This is a genomic window from Kibdelosporangium philippinense (assembly GCF_021390435.2).
GTDB classification, from domain to species: Bacteria; Actinomycetota; Actinomycetes; order Mycobacteriales; family Pseudonocardiaceae; genus Kibdelosporangium; species Kibdelosporangium philippinense.
In genome coordinates, this window is the sequence record NZ_JAJVCN010000002.1 from 2,050,245 (window position 1) to 2,065,805 (window position 15,561).

The 15,561-nt window shown below is 64.5% G+C and carries 13 protein-coding genes; 5 read left to right on the top strand and 8 right to left on the bottom strand.

Features of this window, described 5'->3' with window-relative positions; genetic code table 11:
* Window positions 1–61: 61 nt before the first annotated feature.
* From LWC34_RS28255 to LWC34_RS28270, 4 genes are all read right to left on the bottom strand, one after another.
* Window positions 62–625, bottom strand: coding sequence for an HD domain-containing protein (locus LWC34_RS28255; RefSeq protein ID WP_233728142.1), 564 nt, complete (start codon window positions 623–625; stop codon window positions 62–64).
* Window positions 622–3,393 carry an AfsR/SARP family transcriptional regulator gene (locus LWC34_RS28260; RefSeq protein WP_233728143.1) on the bottom strand — a complete coding sequence of 924 codons (2,772 nt, stop codon included), beginning with the start codon at window positions 3,391–3,393 and terminating at the stop codon, window positions 622–624. Before LWC34_RS28260 ends, LWC34_RS28255 begins: the two co-directional genes overlap by 4 nt.
* A gap of 363 nt (window positions 3,394–3,756) precedes the next feature.
* On the bottom strand, window positions 3,757–4,140 hold the full coding sequence (locus tag LWC34_RS28265; RefSeq protein ID WP_233728144.1) for a DUF3037 domain-containing protein: 384 nt from the start codon (window positions 4,138–4,140) through the stop codon (window positions 3,757–3,759).
* The gene (locus LWC34_RS28270; protein ID WP_233728145.1) at window positions 4,124–4,885 is read right to left on the bottom strand and encodes a HipA family kinase; all 762 of its coding nucleotides are present in this window, start codon (window positions 4,883–4,885) and stop codon (window positions 4,124–4,126) included. The genes LWC34_RS28265 and LWC34_RS28270 overlap by 17 nt, the downstream gene beginning before the upstream one ends.
* Window positions 4,886–5,282: 397 nt before the next feature.
* On the opposite strand from LWC34_RS28270, the gene LWC34_RS28275 reads away from it, so the two are divergent.
* Entirely contained in the window at window positions 5,283–6,671 is a 1,389-nt protein-coding gene (locus LWC34_RS28275; protein WP_233722400.1) for an IS1380 family transposase, read from the top strand.
* Between the two features lie 526 nt (window positions 6,672–7,197).
* On the opposite strand, the gene LWC34_RS28280 is transcribed toward LWC34_RS28275, so the two are convergent.
* The 3 genes from LWC34_RS28280 to LWC34_RS28290 all read right to left on the bottom strand — a co-directional run bounded on the left by LWC34_RS28280 (window position 7,198) and on the right by LWC34_RS28290 (window position 10,128).
* On the bottom strand, window positions 7,198–8,718 hold the full coding sequence (locus LWC34_RS28280; protein ID WP_233728146.1) for a carboxylesterase/lipase family protein: 1,521 nt from the start codon (window positions 8,716–8,718) through the stop codon (window positions 7,198–7,200).
* A gap of 80 nt (window positions 8,719–8,798) precedes the next feature.
* Window positions 8,799–9,725, bottom strand: coding sequence for an RNA polymerase subunit sigma-70 (locus tag LWC34_RS28285; protein WP_233728147.1), 927 nt, complete (start codon window positions 9,723–9,725; stop codon window positions 8,799–8,801).
* On the bottom strand, window positions 9,718–10,128 hold the full coding sequence (locus tag LWC34_RS28290) for a VOC family protein (RefSeq protein ID WP_233728148.1): 411 nt from the start codon (window positions 10,126–10,128) through the stop codon (window positions 9,718–9,720). Before LWC34_RS28290 ends, LWC34_RS28285 begins: the two co-directional genes overlap by 8 nt.
* Before the next feature lie 101 nt (window positions 10,129–10,229).
* On the opposite strand from LWC34_RS28290, the gene dinB reads away from it, so the two are divergent.
* Both dinB and LWC34_RS28300 read left to right on the top strand, forming a co-directional pair.
* The gene (dinB, locus tag LWC34_RS28295; RefSeq protein WP_233728149.1) at window positions 10,230–11,420 is read left to right on the top strand and encodes a DNA polymerase IV; all 1,191 of its coding nucleotides are present in this window, start codon (window positions 10,230–10,232) and stop codon (window positions 11,418–11,420) included.
* Window positions 11,421–11,716: 296 nt separating this feature from the next.
* Window positions 11,717–13,306 (top strand): alpha/beta fold hydrolase, encoded by a 1,590-nt coding sequence (locus LWC34_RS28300; protein WP_233728150.1) that lies wholly within the window; start codon window positions 11,717–11,719, stop codon window positions 13,304–13,306.
* A gap of 49 nt (window positions 13,307–13,355) precedes the next feature.
* Here LWC34_RS28300 and LWC34_RS28305 read toward each other — a convergent pair whose 3' ends face one another.
* Window positions 13,356–13,814: a nuclear transport factor 2 family protein gene (locus tag LWC34_RS28305; RefSeq protein ID WP_233728151.1), complete on the bottom strand. Its 459-nt coding sequence runs from the start codon at window positions 13,812–13,814 to the stop codon at window positions 13,356–13,358.
* Window positions 13,815–13,901: 87 nt separating this feature from the next.
* On the opposite strand from LWC34_RS28305, the gene LWC34_RS28310 reads away from it, so the two are divergent.
* On the top strand, window positions 13,902–14,417 hold the full coding sequence (locus LWC34_RS28310) for a TetR/AcrR family transcriptional regulator (protein WP_233728152.1): 516 nt from the start codon (window positions 13,902–13,904) through the stop codon (window positions 14,415–14,417).
* Between the two features lie 9 nt (window positions 14,418–14,426).
* A complete protein-coding gene (gene ligD, locus LWC34_RS28315) occupies window positions 14,427–15,356 on the top strand; it encodes a non-homologous end-joining DNA ligase (RefSeq protein WP_233728153.1) in 930 nt (309 codons plus the stop codon).
* Window positions 15,357–15,561: the final 205 nt, after the last annotated feature.

A 15,561-nucleotide genomic window follows, 5' to 3' on the forward strand; every position in this document is an offset into this window, starting at 1 on the left:
ACAGCAATTCCCCAGGGGGACCCCCGATTTTTACGTTACAGCAGGGGTACGACAGTTTCGTTCACGCGAGGTGGCTGAACTCCTGCTGCCACCTCGCGTACCACTGCTCAAACCACGGGAATCCCGTGCTCAGCGGCACAATCGTGCGGACAGTCTCCCGGTAGTAGGTCTGTTGCTTCGCGGGCCGAGGATGCGTGTTCAGCCGCTGCACGTTGCTCAACCGGTCCGCCAGCTTCACCGTCAACGCATCCCTCGGTGCATCCTTGAGGCTCGCGAGGTAGGCGGCCCGGTCGTCGCCCTTGGTCACCCAGCCCACGAGCTCGGCCACGCGGTCGCCGAACCTGGAGCGCACGGTTTCCAAGTCGCATTCGGTGTCCTCGACCACATCGTGCAGCACACCGGCTCGCAACACGTCGATATCCGTGACACCAACGCCATCGACAAGCACCGCAACAACCTCAAGCAGATGCTCCACGTACGGCTCGCCCGCTGGCCGCCTCTGATCGCCATGCCACTGCACGGCGAACTCGACAGCCTCGTCCAGCAAAGCAGTGTTGGCCAAGCGAATGCGGGCGCGTAGTGCGGGCCAGCCGTCTTTGGCCGAGAAGGTCTGAAGTGGAGTCATGTCAACTTTGCCAATGCTGCCTCGAATTCCTGGGTTCGGGGGTCGGCGATCTCCCGCATGGTCACCAATGCCGTGCTGAGCATGTCGCGGGCGAGGGTTGGGTGGCCTGCGTCCAGCAGCATCAGGCCGAAGTCACGCAGTGCGGCCGCTGCCCATCTGTCGTTGCCGTATTCGCGGAAGATCGCGATCGCTGTTCGGAACGCCCTTGCCGCGCCCGCGAAGTTGGCCATTCTCGTGAGTGCCCAGCCGAGGTGGTATTCGTTGGTACCGACCGCGGGCGCGTCGCCTAGTTCGTTGAGGATCTTTGTGGCCTGCTGGTGGCAGTCTTTCGCCTTCTCGTAGTCCCCGGTCACCGTGTACGCCACGCCTAGGTTGTCCAGGTTCAGTGCGATTCCTCTTGTGTAGCCGAGTTGCTCGCAGAGCCGCAGCGCGCGCGATTGGAATTCCTTTGCCTGCTCGTACTCGCCGAGTTCGCCGTATGCCAGGCCGAGGTTGCCGAGTGTGATGGCTTGGCCGGAGAGGTCGCCGATTTCCTCGAATCGTTCCAGGCTCTGGGTGATGTGCATGATCGCGGCTTGCCGGTTGCCGTTGTTGAGCTCCTGTGCGCCCAACGAGTTCAGTGTATACGCGTGGCCGAACACATCGCCTGCTGCTTCGGCTGCCTTCATCGCGTCGCTGATCAACGCACCTGCGTCGTACGCGGGGATCCGGCGGTCGAGGAACGAGATCAGCGCGAGCACGATGCGCCACGTGTGTCCGGCGTATCCGTTCGCCGCCGCCCAGCCCGCCACCGACTTGAGGCAGTCATATTCATGCTCGAACCAGAGAATGGCCTCGCTTGAACTGGCGAACTGGGGTGGTGGTGTCTGCGGTTCGTATGGCTTGACCCAAAGCCGCTGGCGATGGGTGTGCATCGCTGAATCGGCGCTCACGGCGGCGTGGAAATACCAGTCGAGGATGCGGCGGAATGCCGCGTTCCGGTTTTCTTGCGTTTCATCACGGCCCGCGGTCTCCGCGGCGTACAGGCGCATCAGGTCATGCAGTTCGTAGCGGATGCCACGGCGTTGTTCGACCATGTGCGAGGCAAGGAGCTTGTCCAGCGACGCTTTCGCCCTTGGCAGCGGCAGATCGACCAGCGCGGCCGCTGCTTCGAGGCTGATGTCGTTGCCTGGATGCAAACTCAGCATCCGGAACATCCTCGCGGCGTCTTCGTCCAGCGCGCGGTACGACCACGACATCGCGGCACGCAGGTCCGTATGCGGATCGTCTTCGCCTGTGCCCAGGTTGTCCAGTCGCGCTTTCTCGTCCTCCAGCGCGTGCACGACTTCGGCCAGTGTGCTGCTACGGTCCGCGCGTTCGGCGACGATCGAGATCGCCAGCGGGAGGTGGTCGCACAGCTCGACAAGACGTGCGGCAGCCGCTGGCTCCGCGCCGACTCGTTCGGCGCCGATCGACGAGCTGAGCAACTCGACCGCTTGGTCGGCGGGCAGGCGGTTCAGGGTGACGCGGTGCGCGCCGTCCCGAATGGACAATCCCCGCAACTGGTTCCGACTGGTGACGATCACCAAACTGCCCGTTCCGGGCAGCAATGGTCTTACCTGGTGGGCATCGCGCGCGTTGTCCAGCAACATCAGCACCTGACGACCAGCTAATTCACTGCGTAGCAACGCTGATCGCTCGTCAACACTCGGTGGGATCAATTCGCTGCCCACGCCAAGCCCACGCAACAACGTCTCCGCGGCTGAAGCTGGGCCGACCGGTTCGTCACGGCCGTATCCACGCAGATTCAGATGCAATTGGACATCGGGAAAACGATGCGCGATCTGGTGGGCGAAATGCACCGCGAGGGTCGTTTTGCCCGTACCGGGGGCGCCGTCGATGGACAGGATTGTCGGTACGGGACCGGCACTTGAAATGACAGCGTTGAGATGCGCCAGTTCCCGGTCGCGGCCGGTGAAGTGGATGATGTCGTGTGGCAACTGTCGCAACGTGTTGGTCCGTGTGGTGCCTGTCTGTACCGCAACACGTTCAGGCAGGTCCAATGCGGCGTCCCCGCGCAAGATTTGTTCGTGCAGCGCGCGCAACTCGCTGCCCGGGCTCAACCCGAGTTCGCTGGCCAGAAAACGCCTGTTTTCGTCGTACACCGCGAGTGCGTCGGCCTGACGTCCGGAGCGGTACAGGGCGAGCATCAGATGTGCGGTGAACCGTTCCCGATTCGGTTCCGCTGCCACGATCTCGCGCAGCTCGGCGATCAGATCCCGGTGCCTGCCAAGCGACAGGTCGTCGATGATGCGCTGGTCCAGCGTCTCGATTCGCAGTTCCTCAAGGCTCGCGCCGAGCCGGTCACGAATCATGCTGTTGGCGATGTCCACCAGCACTGGCCCGCGCCACAGCTCAAGCGCCGCGCGCATCATGCCCGCCCGCGTCTCAGCATGCGGCACGGCGCGTGCCTGGTTCACCATGGATCGGAAGCGGTGCGCGTCAATCCGGTTAGGGTCTGTGCGCACCATGTAACCGGGGCCGTGTTTCAGAATCTGGACATCGGCTGAATGCACTGTCGCCCGAAGGCGGCTAACGTGGCTGCGCAACGTAGTGCCCGCGGTGGACGGCGGCGCGCCGTCCCACAGCAGGTCGGCCAACCGTTCTGCGGAGACACTGCGGCCTTGTTCGAGCAGCAGGACCGCGAGCAGGCACCGTTCGCGCCGGCGCGGGATCGACACCGGCTGGGACGCCTCGATCTCGAAGGGGCCGAGCAGCCGAAATTCCACTGCCCCAAACTAGTCGATCCGTGTCAGCCATCTGTCAACGATCGCGCAACACGGTTCTGCGATCTTTGGTGTACGGCACAGTGCGGTGCCCAAGGTTCATGAAGGTCCCCTGGGGGTGGGTCTTCGTGACGAGGGGGGAACACACAAGCCACCAGGGGGGACGGGGGAGCAACGGTCAGCGCAATACCCGGTGTCGCCGATACGTTGACGGGGTCTCCCGCTGGACATGGGGGTTCGTCTCTGGCCAGATGAACTCCAGGCGCGCTCATCGATGACCCGGTTCGATGAGCGCGCCCAACAACTTACGTGGCTAGTGCCACGCGGCACTAGGTCCGATGTGGACTGCGGATTTCCGCACTTTCCCTATTCGGGAAGCAGGACGAGCGTGCGCCACAAGTGGTCGAGCTCGCGTTCTGGACTGATCGTACGACCGGTATGTGTTGGCGAGGTCTGCAACAGGGTGCTGCGTGGTGCGGTCAGCCAACGAAAGCGCTGACCCAACGACGTCTCACGCACTTGCGCCTCGGTCGAACCGTCACAAGCGCCACACCAGAGTTTGAGGCTGTCGCGCAGCAGGTCGAGGTCGATTCTCGGGTCGAGAGCACGCAACCGGTCCTCGTCGATATGGGTCTTGCACCGCAAGAAGTCCACTGCCGAGCAGTAAAGCAGCACGCCGACGTTCATGAACTCGCCGCGTTCCTGGCGGGGCACGGCCCGCAGTAGCGCGTACTCAAAGACGTGCGACACGGGCCGCCTCCAGTTCCTTGACCCATTGGTCCGAGTTGGCCAGTCGCGACTCGAAGAACGACAGATATGCGGCCCGCGCGCCATCCGGGTCGAAGACACCGTCGGAGGTGAGCCAGTCGTCGGGCACGATGGCGAGCACCTCCTCGAGCATGTCCGTGCTGACCGGCTCGCCGGTGATCGGGCCAGCGGCAGGCAGCATCACATGGTCGTGCACGTCGAATCGGTAGCTCGGCGCGGGTTTCCAGCCCTCGCGGAAGCTGTGGTGGAAATACAGCGACGCACCGTGATCGATCAACCACACATTCTTGTGCCACAGCAGGAGGTTCGGGTTACGCCAGCTGCGATCCACGTTGAGGGTCAGCGCATCCAGCCACACCAGCCGCGCCGCCAGCTCAGGGCCAGGATCGCGGACGATCGGGTTGAAGTCGAACGAGCCGGGCAGATAGTCGAAACCGAGGTTCTGGCCGCCGCTGGTGGCCAGCAACTCCTGCACCTCCTGGTCCGGCTCGGAACGGGCCAGCGCCGGGTCGAGGGTGACGAACACCAGCTCCGGCACCCGAAAGCCCAGCCTGCGCGCCAGCTCACCCACGATGATCTCGGCCGTCAGCGCCTTGAGCCCATGCCCGGCGCCCCGGAACTTCAGCACGTACATCCCGAGGTCATCGGCCTCGATAAGGCCAGGCAACGAACCGCCTTCACGCAACGGCGTGACATACCGAGTCGCCTCGACAGTACGAAGGTCCACAGGAGAATCATCCACGGTCGCCTCCAACGCCGCTGATGGCGCCCGCATGCCCGAGGGGGAGGGGCGGATGGCTCTTGAGTACCCGGGTGGCGGTGACGAGTATCTGGTGGCCTGAGTGCTTGACCACGGGGTTTCGCGATGCCGGGCGCGGGCCGTCGGGCGGTGGGCCGGGTCCGGGGCTTTGTGGTTTGGGCGAGGTGCCGGGCGGTGGAGAAGGACGGCTTGCCTGGTGTGCGGGCTTGATTAGGGCGTTGAGTGCCACTGCCAGCAATCTAAGCCTGAATCCACTGATGAGTGGGTGTTCGGGGCGGCGTGTTACAAGTGAAAGTGCCTTCTGACCTGTGATAATACGAGTTACTGAGGCTCGATTATCACCCGGGGATGGAAGGCACTTTCAGTGAAATTATCGCACAGGTGGTCGCGGGCGGCGGTGCGGTTCGATGAGGAGAATCTCGTGTCCTGCGCCGGGATCGTGCCGGTGATGGCGCTGGCCGAGCGGGCGGGCATGTCGGAACTGGTAGCGCAGAAGGTAGAGATCACGAACGCTCCGATCCCGTCGACTGGGGCCAGCCCGGCAGGCAAGGTCGCCTCGATCGTCGCGGGGATGCTCGCGGGCGCGGACTGTATCGATGACCTGGACGTGATCCGCCACGGCGGGATGAAACGTCTGTTCACCGGGGTGTACGCGCCCTCGACGCTGGGATCGTTTCTGCGCTCGTTCACCCACGGCCATGCGCTGCAACTGGCCGCGGTGCTGCGCGCGATGCTGGTGTCGCTGGCGGCGAAGACCCCGGTGCTGGCCGGGGCGGATCAGATGACCTTTGTGGACATCGACTCGCTGCTGCGCCGCGTGTACGGCACCCAGAAACGAGGTGCGCGGTTCGGGCCGGCCAAAGTCGGTGGCTACCAATTGTTGCTGCGAGGGCTCTCGCCGCTGGTGGTCACGATCTCCACCCGGCTGGCCGCACCCCTCGTCGCCGCGATCCGTCTGCGGGCAGGCAACGCCGGTTCCGCGCGGGGCGCGGCGAGGTTACTGACCCAAGCCCTGAACACTGCGAAAGCCGCCGGGGCACGCGCGGGACGGATCCTGGTCCGCGGCGATTCCGCCTACTACGCCGGCACAGTGGTCAGTGCCGCACGCCGCGCCGGGGCGATGTTCTCGATCACCGTGGCGACCAACCCGTCAATCCAGGCCGCCATCACGGCGATCGCCGAGGACGCGTGGGTCGCGGTGCGCTACCCGGGTTCGGTGGAAGATCCCGATACCGGCGAGCTGATCTCTGACGCCGAGGTCGCCGAGACCGGCTATACCGCCTTCGCCGGAACCCGCCACGTCATCACCGCCCGGCTGGTGGTACGCCGGGTGAAGGACAAGAACTCCGAGAACGCCCTGTTCCCGATCTGGCGTTACCACGCGTTCTTCACCAACACCGAACTATCCACAGTAGACGCTGATCTCGCCCACCGGCAGCACGCGATCGTCGAAACGACCTTCGCCGACCTCATCGACGGCCCGCTGGCGCATCTGCCATCGGGGCAGTTCGACGCCAACGCCGCGTGGGTCGTCTGCACCGCCCTCGCCCACAACCTGCTGCGCGCCGCAGGCAGCCTCACCAGCACCTTCCACGCCAAAGCCCGCGGCGCGACACTGCGCAAACACCTCGTCTGCGTCCCAGCCCGCCTTGCCCGCCCTCAAGGCCGCCCGGTCCTGCACCTACCCGAGCACTGGCCCTGGGCCGAGGCTTTCACCACCCTGCACACCGCCGCCAGCCCACCCGCCGCCTGACCTTTTCTTCACCACCCGCCCGCCAGGGCCCGACCGGAGACCTCCCGTGGACACGCTGGACAAGCCAGCCGTTTCACCATGCCCACCACCAAAACCCAAGATCCACACATGACCAGAACACCCCGGAAGATCAACACAAGGTCTATCGGTGGATTCAGGCTAAGGCTCGGTGGTCGCGGGTGACTCAGTCTGGGTTCGGGTCGGTGACCTGCGGGTTGTAAATGGTGACACGACGACGGGGCCGCTTGGGTCGCGGTCAGGGTGGAGGCCAGTCGCGAGGGGAAGATTAGCGGCGTTGAACGCCGTCAAGGTGACCTTCGCGGCCATCCCTTAACAGGTGGGGTGCGAGGCGCGGTGGGGTCCATAGTGGACTTTGAGATGCCGTCGCGGGGCCTCCGTAAGTTGAACTCCGGGAGTTGGCGTCTGCTGTCGCGAGGTAAGAAGACCTCGCGACAGCAGGCTCTGCGACGGGGGGCGCTTGCCCCGGTTCGGTGCCGGGCGACGTGACACAGGGCTGGACGGCTGGTCAGAGCGATGTCCAGAAGGCGCAGTTGTGTTCTTGGTGGGCGTTTACCTGCTTGATTGTGGTGGGGGCGAGGGATTGGGCTTGGCCGGGCGTGTGGCGGGGCCAGTGGGGCAGGCTGTGGGTGTTGGGGTTGCCGGTTTTGGCGAAGGTGGTCCAGTACTCGGTTATCTGCTTGGACAGCTTTTGCTGTTCCGCGTTCAGGTGCGCTGATGGTGTGACGAAGAGGTAAGGGATTTCCGATGCGTGGAATGCTCCTGGTGGGAAGCCGGGCGGGAAGAGACCCGTGAAGTCGCCGAGGGGTGCGTCACGGTCGGCGAATTCATATGCGTACGTGGTTGTTTTGCGGGAGAGGAAGCGGTCATCTGTTAGCTGTGCGCACGCCCAGATGCTGTCGGTGAGTAGGGCGCCGTATGCCACACGTGCCGAGCCGAACTCTGCCGGTGGGTATTCGGCGGCGATTTTCGCGGCCTTGGTACCGAATGCCTGCTCCAACAGTGCGTCGTAGTTGAAGGGTTCCGGGACGGTCGCGGCTGTTAGGCGGCCTTCGTCGCGGGTGTTGCCCCAGATGACGGGGACCCGGTTGAACTGTCCTGAGCGCAATGCGTCGACTGGGTGTACGGGCAGTACGCGGTTGCCGGTGACGACCGGTGTCAGGCCGCCTTCGATGGCGGTGATGGCAGATGCGGGAAGGGCGCGTAAGCAGGCGACGTCAGCGCAGCCGAGTTGTGTGGCGAGGGCTATGGCGTTGGCTGCGGCCTTTTCTTTCGATATCCATGGTGAGCTGGCGGGCAGGCCGTGGATGATGCCGTTGTTCGGCCACGCTATGGAACAGCCGCCGCTTTGGGCGATGGCTTTGTCGAACAGTCCGCGGGAGAGGGGCGAGGTGACGTGCGCGCATATGTCGAACGCGCCGCCGGATTCGCCGAAGATGGTGACGTTGCGGGGGTCGCCGCCGAAGGCTGCTGCGTTGCGTTTGACCCAGCGCAGGGCGGCCTGTTGGTCTTCGATGCCGTACGCGCCTGAGTCGGGCAGGTCCGGGTGGCCGAGGAAACCGAAGAAGCCGAGCCGGAAGTTGATAGTGACCACGACGACATCGCCTTGCGCGGCGATTCGCTGCGCGTTGAACCCGGAGCCGGACAGGTAGCTGTTGCCGCCGCCGTGGATCCAGACCATGACGGGCTTGCGGCCGTGCACGGACGGTGTGGTCACGTTCAAATACAGGCAGTCTTCGGTTGTGCTCGGTGACCCGGCGCCTCCGGTCTGAGCGCACGCGGGACCGGGTTTGGTGGCGTCGAGGGGCGTTGTCCACGGCGTCACGGGTTGTGGTGAGCGCCAGCGGTTGGCGCTCACTGGTGGCGCCGCGTACGGGATTCCCTGGTACAGCTGGTGGTCGGTCGCGGTCGTGCCGCGGACAGGGCCCGCGTCGGTCAAGACGAGACCGCGTTCGCTGGCGTTGGCCACCCCAGCCGAGCCCGCCAGCAAGCCCGCGGCCGTCAGTAGTGTCAGTAGTCGGTTACGCACGCTTGTCCCCTTCATCGATGATCACTCATCAGTGCGTCGAACCAGTCACCCCCAGATCGACACACCACTCCAGAAAAAGTTCAGAGTGTTTCGGGCAGGCCGAAGTGCTTGACCATGCCCGAGCCGAACGTGGTGATCTCCACGATCACGTCCATCCGCACCCGCAATACGTCCAGCTTGAACGCCCGGTAGACCGTGTCCCCAGGCCGGCGCAGGTAGCTCGCGGCCGTCGGCATCCGGTTGGCGTACGTGGGCAGCAGGCGCCAGTCGCCGTCGCGCTCTGGCCCGAACGCCCGCTCGATCAGCGTGGCGACCTGGCTGATTCCGTCGAAGCACGCGGGCAGCGGCGGCATCGTGACGCGGATGTCCTTTGCCGAGATCGCGATCGCCTGCTCGGCGTCCAGCCGTTCGTGCGCGTCGATGAACTTGGCAAGCAGGTCGCGTTCCTCGTCGCTCAGTTCGGCCTTCGACCACTCGGAGCGTTCCCGCGAAAGGTGCTCCTGCATGGTGCTTCTGGCCCGTTGCAGCGCGCTGTTCGACGCCGCGACGCTGGTGCCCAATAACGTCGCGGTTTCCTTGGCAGACCAGTCCAGCACGTCACGCGCGATGAACGCGGCTCGCTGTCTGGCCGGGAGCAACTGCATGGTCGCGATGAACATCAACTCGATGGTCTCGCGGTCGACCGCGACCGAGTCCGGCTCGTCCCGTGCTGGTGCCATCTCGTTGAGCAACGCGTCCGGATAGGGCTGGAGCCATGGCACTTCGGCGAACGACTCCAGCACCGGCACCTGACGAGAACGCCGCCGGACCATGTCGAGGCACGTGTTGGTGGCGATCTTGTAGAGCCACGCACGGAACTGCGCGCTGCCGTCGAACGTGTCCCGGCCCTTCCAGGCACGCAGGAACGTCTCCTGCACCGCGTCCTCCGCCTCGTCGAAGGACGCCAGCATCCGGTAGCAGTGCAGGTGCAGCTCCCGCCGGTGCTGCTCGAAGTCCGGCTCATCCACTGGTCTTCCCGACTTCCTGGATGAGCCAGTTGTTGCCGTCCGGGTCCTTGAAGGCGACGAAGGTGCCGAAGTCGGCCCGTTCCGGGTGGTGGCCTGGCGTCCGCACGCCGTCGTTGTACCAGTGGATCTCGCCGACCGGCACGCCTCGTTCTTTTGCTTCGGCGTACGCGATGTCGATGTCGTTCACCACGACCTGCAGACCCATCATGTGCCCTGCCCACTCTTCGTTGCGCATCAACGTGATCGAGCACTTCGAACCCGGTGGGGTGAGCTGCACGACCCGGAAGTCCTCGCCCGCGCTGAAGTCCACGTCCAGCGCGAAGCCCGCGTTCCTCGTGTAGAAGTCCTTCGCTCGGTCGATGTCGGTCACCGGCACCACGACGAGCTCGAGCTTCCAGTCCATGTCACTGCCTTTCGGGTCGGCCTGTCCGTCGATCTAACTCTTGTAACGACGGGGGTGCGGGAAACTCATCGATCGTGCGGTGAGTTTGAATATGCGAACATGTGTTCGTGATGAGCGCCACGATACTCCATGCCGACCTTGACGCGTTCTACGCGTCGGTCGAGCAGCGGGACGACCCCAAACTGCGTGGTCGCCCCGTGATTGTCGGTGGCGGCGTCGTGCTCGCGGCCAGCTACGAGGCCAAAAGAAGAGGTGTCGTCACGGCCATGGGCGGCGCGCGGGCGCTGCAGTTGTGCCCCGAGGCGATCGTGGTGCCGCCGCGGATGTCGGCGTACTCGCAAGCGAGCAAAGAGGTGTTCGAGGTCTTCCGGAATACCACTCCATTGGTGGAAGGACTGTCGATCGACGAGGCGTTCCTTGACGTCGGTGGCCTGCGCAAGATCGCTGGCGAACCCGTCGACATCGCGCGCAAGCTGCGTCAGGACGTGAAGGCCAAGGTCGGTCTGCCGATCACGGTCGGTGTCGCGCGGACGAAGTTCCTTGCCAAAGTGGCCAGTGGAGTGGCCAAACCGGACGGTCTGCTGCTCGTGCCGCCGGATCGCGAGCTGGCGTTCCTGCATCCGCTCGCGGTGGAACGGCTCTGGGGCGTCGGCAAGGTGACCGCGGCGAAACTGCGTGACCACGGAATCACCAAAGTGGGTGACCTAGCCGACCTGCCGCAGTCGATGTTGGTCTCGATGCTCGGGCGCGCGCTGGGCCGTCACTTGCACGCGCTCGCACACAACTACGACCCGCGTCCGGTGCATGTGGGTCGTCGCCGTCGCTCCATGGGCGCGCAGCGCGCATCCCGCGCCCTGGCAACGCCCGAGGAAATAGACGCCACTGTCGTCGCCTTGGTCGACCGCGTCACCCGGCGCTTACGTAGCGCCGGACGCGTCGGCCGCACTGTCGTACTGCGCATGAGGTTCAGCGACTTCACGAGGGCAACGCGCTCGCACACGTTGGCGCAGCCGACGTCGTCGACCGACGAGGTCCTGACGGCCCTGCGCGTGCTGGTGACCAAGACGATGCCGTTGATCGACAGCGCTGGCCTGACCTTGATCGGCATCTCGGTCGGCAATCTCGACAACGCCGACTCCGTTCAGCTGACGTTGCCATTCGACGAAGGCATCGGCAGTGCGCTCGACACGGTGCTGGACAACGTGCACGACAAGTTCGGATCGGCTGCGGTGACGCGCGCGGTTCTGCTCGGCCGTGATCCGGGGATATCCGTGCCGCTTTTACTGGAGTGATGAGCAGAAAATACCGACAATTTGACTGGGCGATTTCTGGCCATCGCGCCGAGTAACGTGAAATTTGTCCGGATCACGTTCAATGACCGAGGATATCGCGGTGTGGCGGCCTAACCTTGGTTGGCCGCCGGTCAACGGGCGATGTTTCCGGCGTCGGCAACTATGCGTCATCGTTCATGGGTTGCGGCTAATCGGACCTGCCGGACACGAACTTTCGGGTGGTTCACAAATTAATCGGAGCGGTGCACAATCCCGGTCATTGAATGATCGACAGGGGGACGAGAGGGACTGTGACCGTGAAAAGAATCGTGGTGACGGTTGTCGCCGCCGGTCTCGCGCTGTCCGGCGCGAGCGTGGCGAACGCCGCCCCGAAACCGACAGGTTTTCAGCCGAAACCAATCTCATGGGGTCAGTGCGCCAACACCCGGCTGCAGGGAATCGGCGCCCAGTGTGGCCTGCTGGAGGTGCCGCTCGACTACGCGAAGCCGGGCGGCAAGAAGATCAAGATCGCTGTTTCGCGGCTCAAGCACAAGGCGCCGGACGCCAAGTACCAGGGACCGCTGCTGATCAACCCGGGCGGCCCCGGTGGCTCCGGCTTGGTCTACCCGCTGTTGTCGCGGTCCATCCCGGCCGACGTCGGCGACACGTACGACTGGATCGGCTTCGACCCGCGCGGTGTGGGATCGAGCGAGCCGCAGGTGTCCTGCGACGGCGACTACTTCGCGCCCGTCCGGCCGTCCTTCGTGCCGGAGACCCGCGACATCGAGCAGGCGTGGCTCAAGCGGGCCAAGGATTACGCCAACGCGTGCACCGCCAAGTACGGTGAGCTGCTCGACCATCTCAAGACGACCGACAACGTCAACGACATGGAGAGCATCCGCAAAGCGCTGGGCGAGGAGAAGATCAACTTCTACGGCTTCTCCTACGGCACCTACCTCGGCCAGGTGTACAGCACGCTGTTCCCTGACCGGATGCGCCGGATGGTCTTCGACGGCACGGTCGACCCGCGCCGCGTCTGGTACGACGCGAACCTCGACCAGGACGTCGCGTTCAACAAGAGCATCAAGATCTTCTTCGACTGGGTCGCGAAGAACGAGGCGGTCTACAAGCTGGGCAAGACCGGCGCCGAGGTGGAGAAGGCCTACTACGCCAAGCTGGCCGAGCTGACCAAGAAGCCGAGCGTGATCGGCGCGGCCGAGTGGAACGACGCCTTCGTACGGGCCGGTTACTACGTTTACGGCTGGGCTGACGTCGCGTCGGCCTTCGCCGCGGCCGTCAAGAACGGTGACCTCGAGCCAATCAAGGGGTTGTACGAGAACTCCAACGGCACAGGTCCCGGCGCGGACAACGGCTACGCGATCTACCTCTCGACGCAGTGCACCGACGTGAAGTGGCCGAAGAGCTGGGTCAAGTGGCAGGTCGACAACTGGTTCACGTACAACCGCGCGCCCTTCTACACCTGGGACAACGCTTGGTTCAACGCGCCGTGCCTGAACTGGACCGGCGAAGCCGGCAAGCCGGTCAAGATCGACGGTCGCAAGACGCAGAGCCTGCTGCTGATCGGTGAGACCTACGACGCCGCAACGCCGTTCGAAGGCGGCCTCGAAGTCCGCAGCCGGTACCCGAACTCGGCATTGATCGAGGGCGTCGGCGGCAGCACGCACTCCGGTTCGCTGAGCGGCGTCGAGTGTACGGACACCGCCATCTTCGACTACCTGGCGACCGGCAAGCTGCCCGAGCGCAAGTCGGGCCGCCGCTCCGACCTGCAGTGTGACCCGGTGCCCGCACCGGACCCCGCTGCCGCGGCGAAAACGTCCGCTTCGGCGGGCGCGAGCCGTTCGCTGATCCCGACGGCGGGTACCAGCCGCCTTCTGGTTCGCGACTGACGTAACACAAAACCGATGGGGCACCGGGAATCCGGTGCCCCATCTGCGTTCACTGGATCGGGAAGGGGACCCCGTACTCCTCTTCCGGCCGCTTGCCGAAGATCCGCCGCTCCGACTCGCTGATCTTCAGGTCGTTGATGCTGGCTTCGCGCCGGGCCATCAAGCCTTCCGGCGTGAACTCCCACAGCTCGTTGCCGTACGAGCGGTACCACTGGCCGTCGGCGTCGTGGCACTCGTACTGGAAACGCACAGCGATGCGGTTGTTACGGAAGCCCCACAACTCTTTGCGCAGCGCGTAATCCAGTTCGCGGTCCCATTTCCGCGTCAGGAACTCCACGATCTGCGCGCGGCCGGTGACGAACCGGTCCCGGTTGCGCCAAACGGAGTCCTCTGTGTACGCCAGGGAGACCTTTTCGGGATCACGGGTGTTCCACGCGTCCTCGGCCGCCTGGACCTTGGTGCGGGCGGTGTCCTCGTCGAACGGCGGGAATGGCGGTCGGGGAGCCACGGCGGAACCTTTCCGTAGGGCGGAACGGAGAACGAGCGTTCTCCGCTATGCTAGAGAACGGCCGTTCTCCGCGCTAGAGGAGGTGTGATGCAGGAACTCGCCGTACTGGACGCAGCCGAGGAACTGTTCTACGAGCGGGGCATCCAAGCCGTCGGGATGGACCAGATCCGCAGCACCTCCGGAGTCTCGCTCAAGCGCCTCTACCAGCTGTTTCCCTCCAAGGAAGCGCTCGTCGTCGCCTATCTCGAGCGCAGGGACAAGCGCTGGCGCGACAACCTGAGGACCTACGTCGAGCAGCACGGCAACACGGTCGGCGCCGTGTTCCACTGGCTGCACCAGTGGTTTTCCGAGCCGGGATTTCGCGGGTGCGCGTTCATCAACTCGTTCGGCGAGCTGAGCGCCACGTCCCCGAAGATCACCGCGATCGTCCAGTACCACAAGGACGAGCTGCGCGACTTCCTGCGCGGCCTGGTCAACGACGATTCGTTGGCCGATCAGTTGCTCGTTCTGGTTGAGGGCGCGATCGTCGTCGCCGCCATCCGAGAGGATCCGGACGCGGCCTGGCAGGCGAAGACGGCGGCGGAAGCGTTGGTTTCGGGTTAGGTTCACCGCATGGCGTCCGCGATCGAACTCGAGGTCGGTGACCGCACCGTGCGCGTCTCCAATCCGGACCGGGTGTATTTCCCTGCCCGCGGCGAGACCAAGCTCGACCTGGTCAACTACTACTTGTCGGTTGGCGACGGCATTGTCCGCGCGCTGCGGGAACGGCCGTGCATGATGCACCGCTTTCCGTCCGGTGTGTCCGGTGAGAAGGTCCATCAGAAGCGCGTGCCGAACGGCGCGCCGCCGTGGCTGGAGACCGTGCGGATCCATTTCCCGCGCTACAACCGGCACGCGTACGAGCTGTGCGTGACCGAACTCGCGAGTGTCATCTGGGCAGTCCAAATGTCCACAGTGGAGTTCCATCCGTGGAACTCACGGCGGGCTGACACGGAATCACCGGATGAGTGGCGAATCGACCTCGACCCGATGCCCGACTGTCCTTTTTCGAGGGTGCGCCGAGTTGCCCATGTTGTCCACGAAGTACTGGACGAACTGGACATCGTCGGCTACCCCAAGACTTCCGGCGGCAAGGGACTGCATGTCTACGTCCGGATCGAACCTCGTTGGGGTTTCCAGGAAGTACGCCGGGCGGCGCTCGCTTTCGCCAAGGAGATCGAACGTCGCGTGCCCGATGACGTCACAACCACCTGGTGGCGCAAGGACCGTGACCCGGCCATGTTGTTCGTCGACTACAACCAGAATGCCCGCGACCATACGATCGCGAGCGCCTATTCGGTTCGTGGCAACCCGGAAGGCACAGTGTCCACGCCGATCAGGTGGGACGAGGTCGACGATGTAGACCCCCAGGACTTCACCATCGCCTCGGTCCCAGCCCGCTTCGCCGAACTCGGCGACCTGCACGCCGCGATCGACGACAAGGCCCATTCGCTCGAACCTCTGCTGGAATGGGCTGACCGGGATGGCCTGAAAGAGGACTGACTGGCAAGGATGTTCGGCATTCCTCACTTCCCCGTGATATACCGCCAAACTAACCAGGAAAATCCGCGTCAGCCAAGAGAATTTTTCCGGAATCGGGCCGTGAGACAATTGTTCCCGGAGGGTTTTCCACTAGCGAAAGCTGTGGCCTGGCCCAGGGTGTCATGGTGGCATACCGGGGGAGTAGTGCCACGGCTACCGGGCGCAC

Bases quoted from the DNA above. Each gene is read 5' to 3' on its own strand.
- ligD (WP_233728153.1), top strand. From the start codon at position 14,427: ATGGCGTCCGCGATCGAACTCGAGGTCGGTGACCGCACCGTGCGCGTC.
- LWC34_RS28255 (WP_233728142.1), bottom strand. From the start codon at position 625: ATGACTCCACTTCAGACCTTCTCGGCCAAAGACGGCTGGCCCGCACTA.
- LWC34_RS28290 (WP_233728148.1), bottom strand. From the start codon at position 10,128: ATGGACTGGAAGCTCGAGCTCGTCGTGGTGCCGGTGACCGACATCGAC.
- LWC34_RS28310 (WP_233728152.1), top strand. From the start codon at position 13,902: ATGCAGGAACTCGCCGTACTGGACGCAGCCGAGGAACTGTTCTACGAG.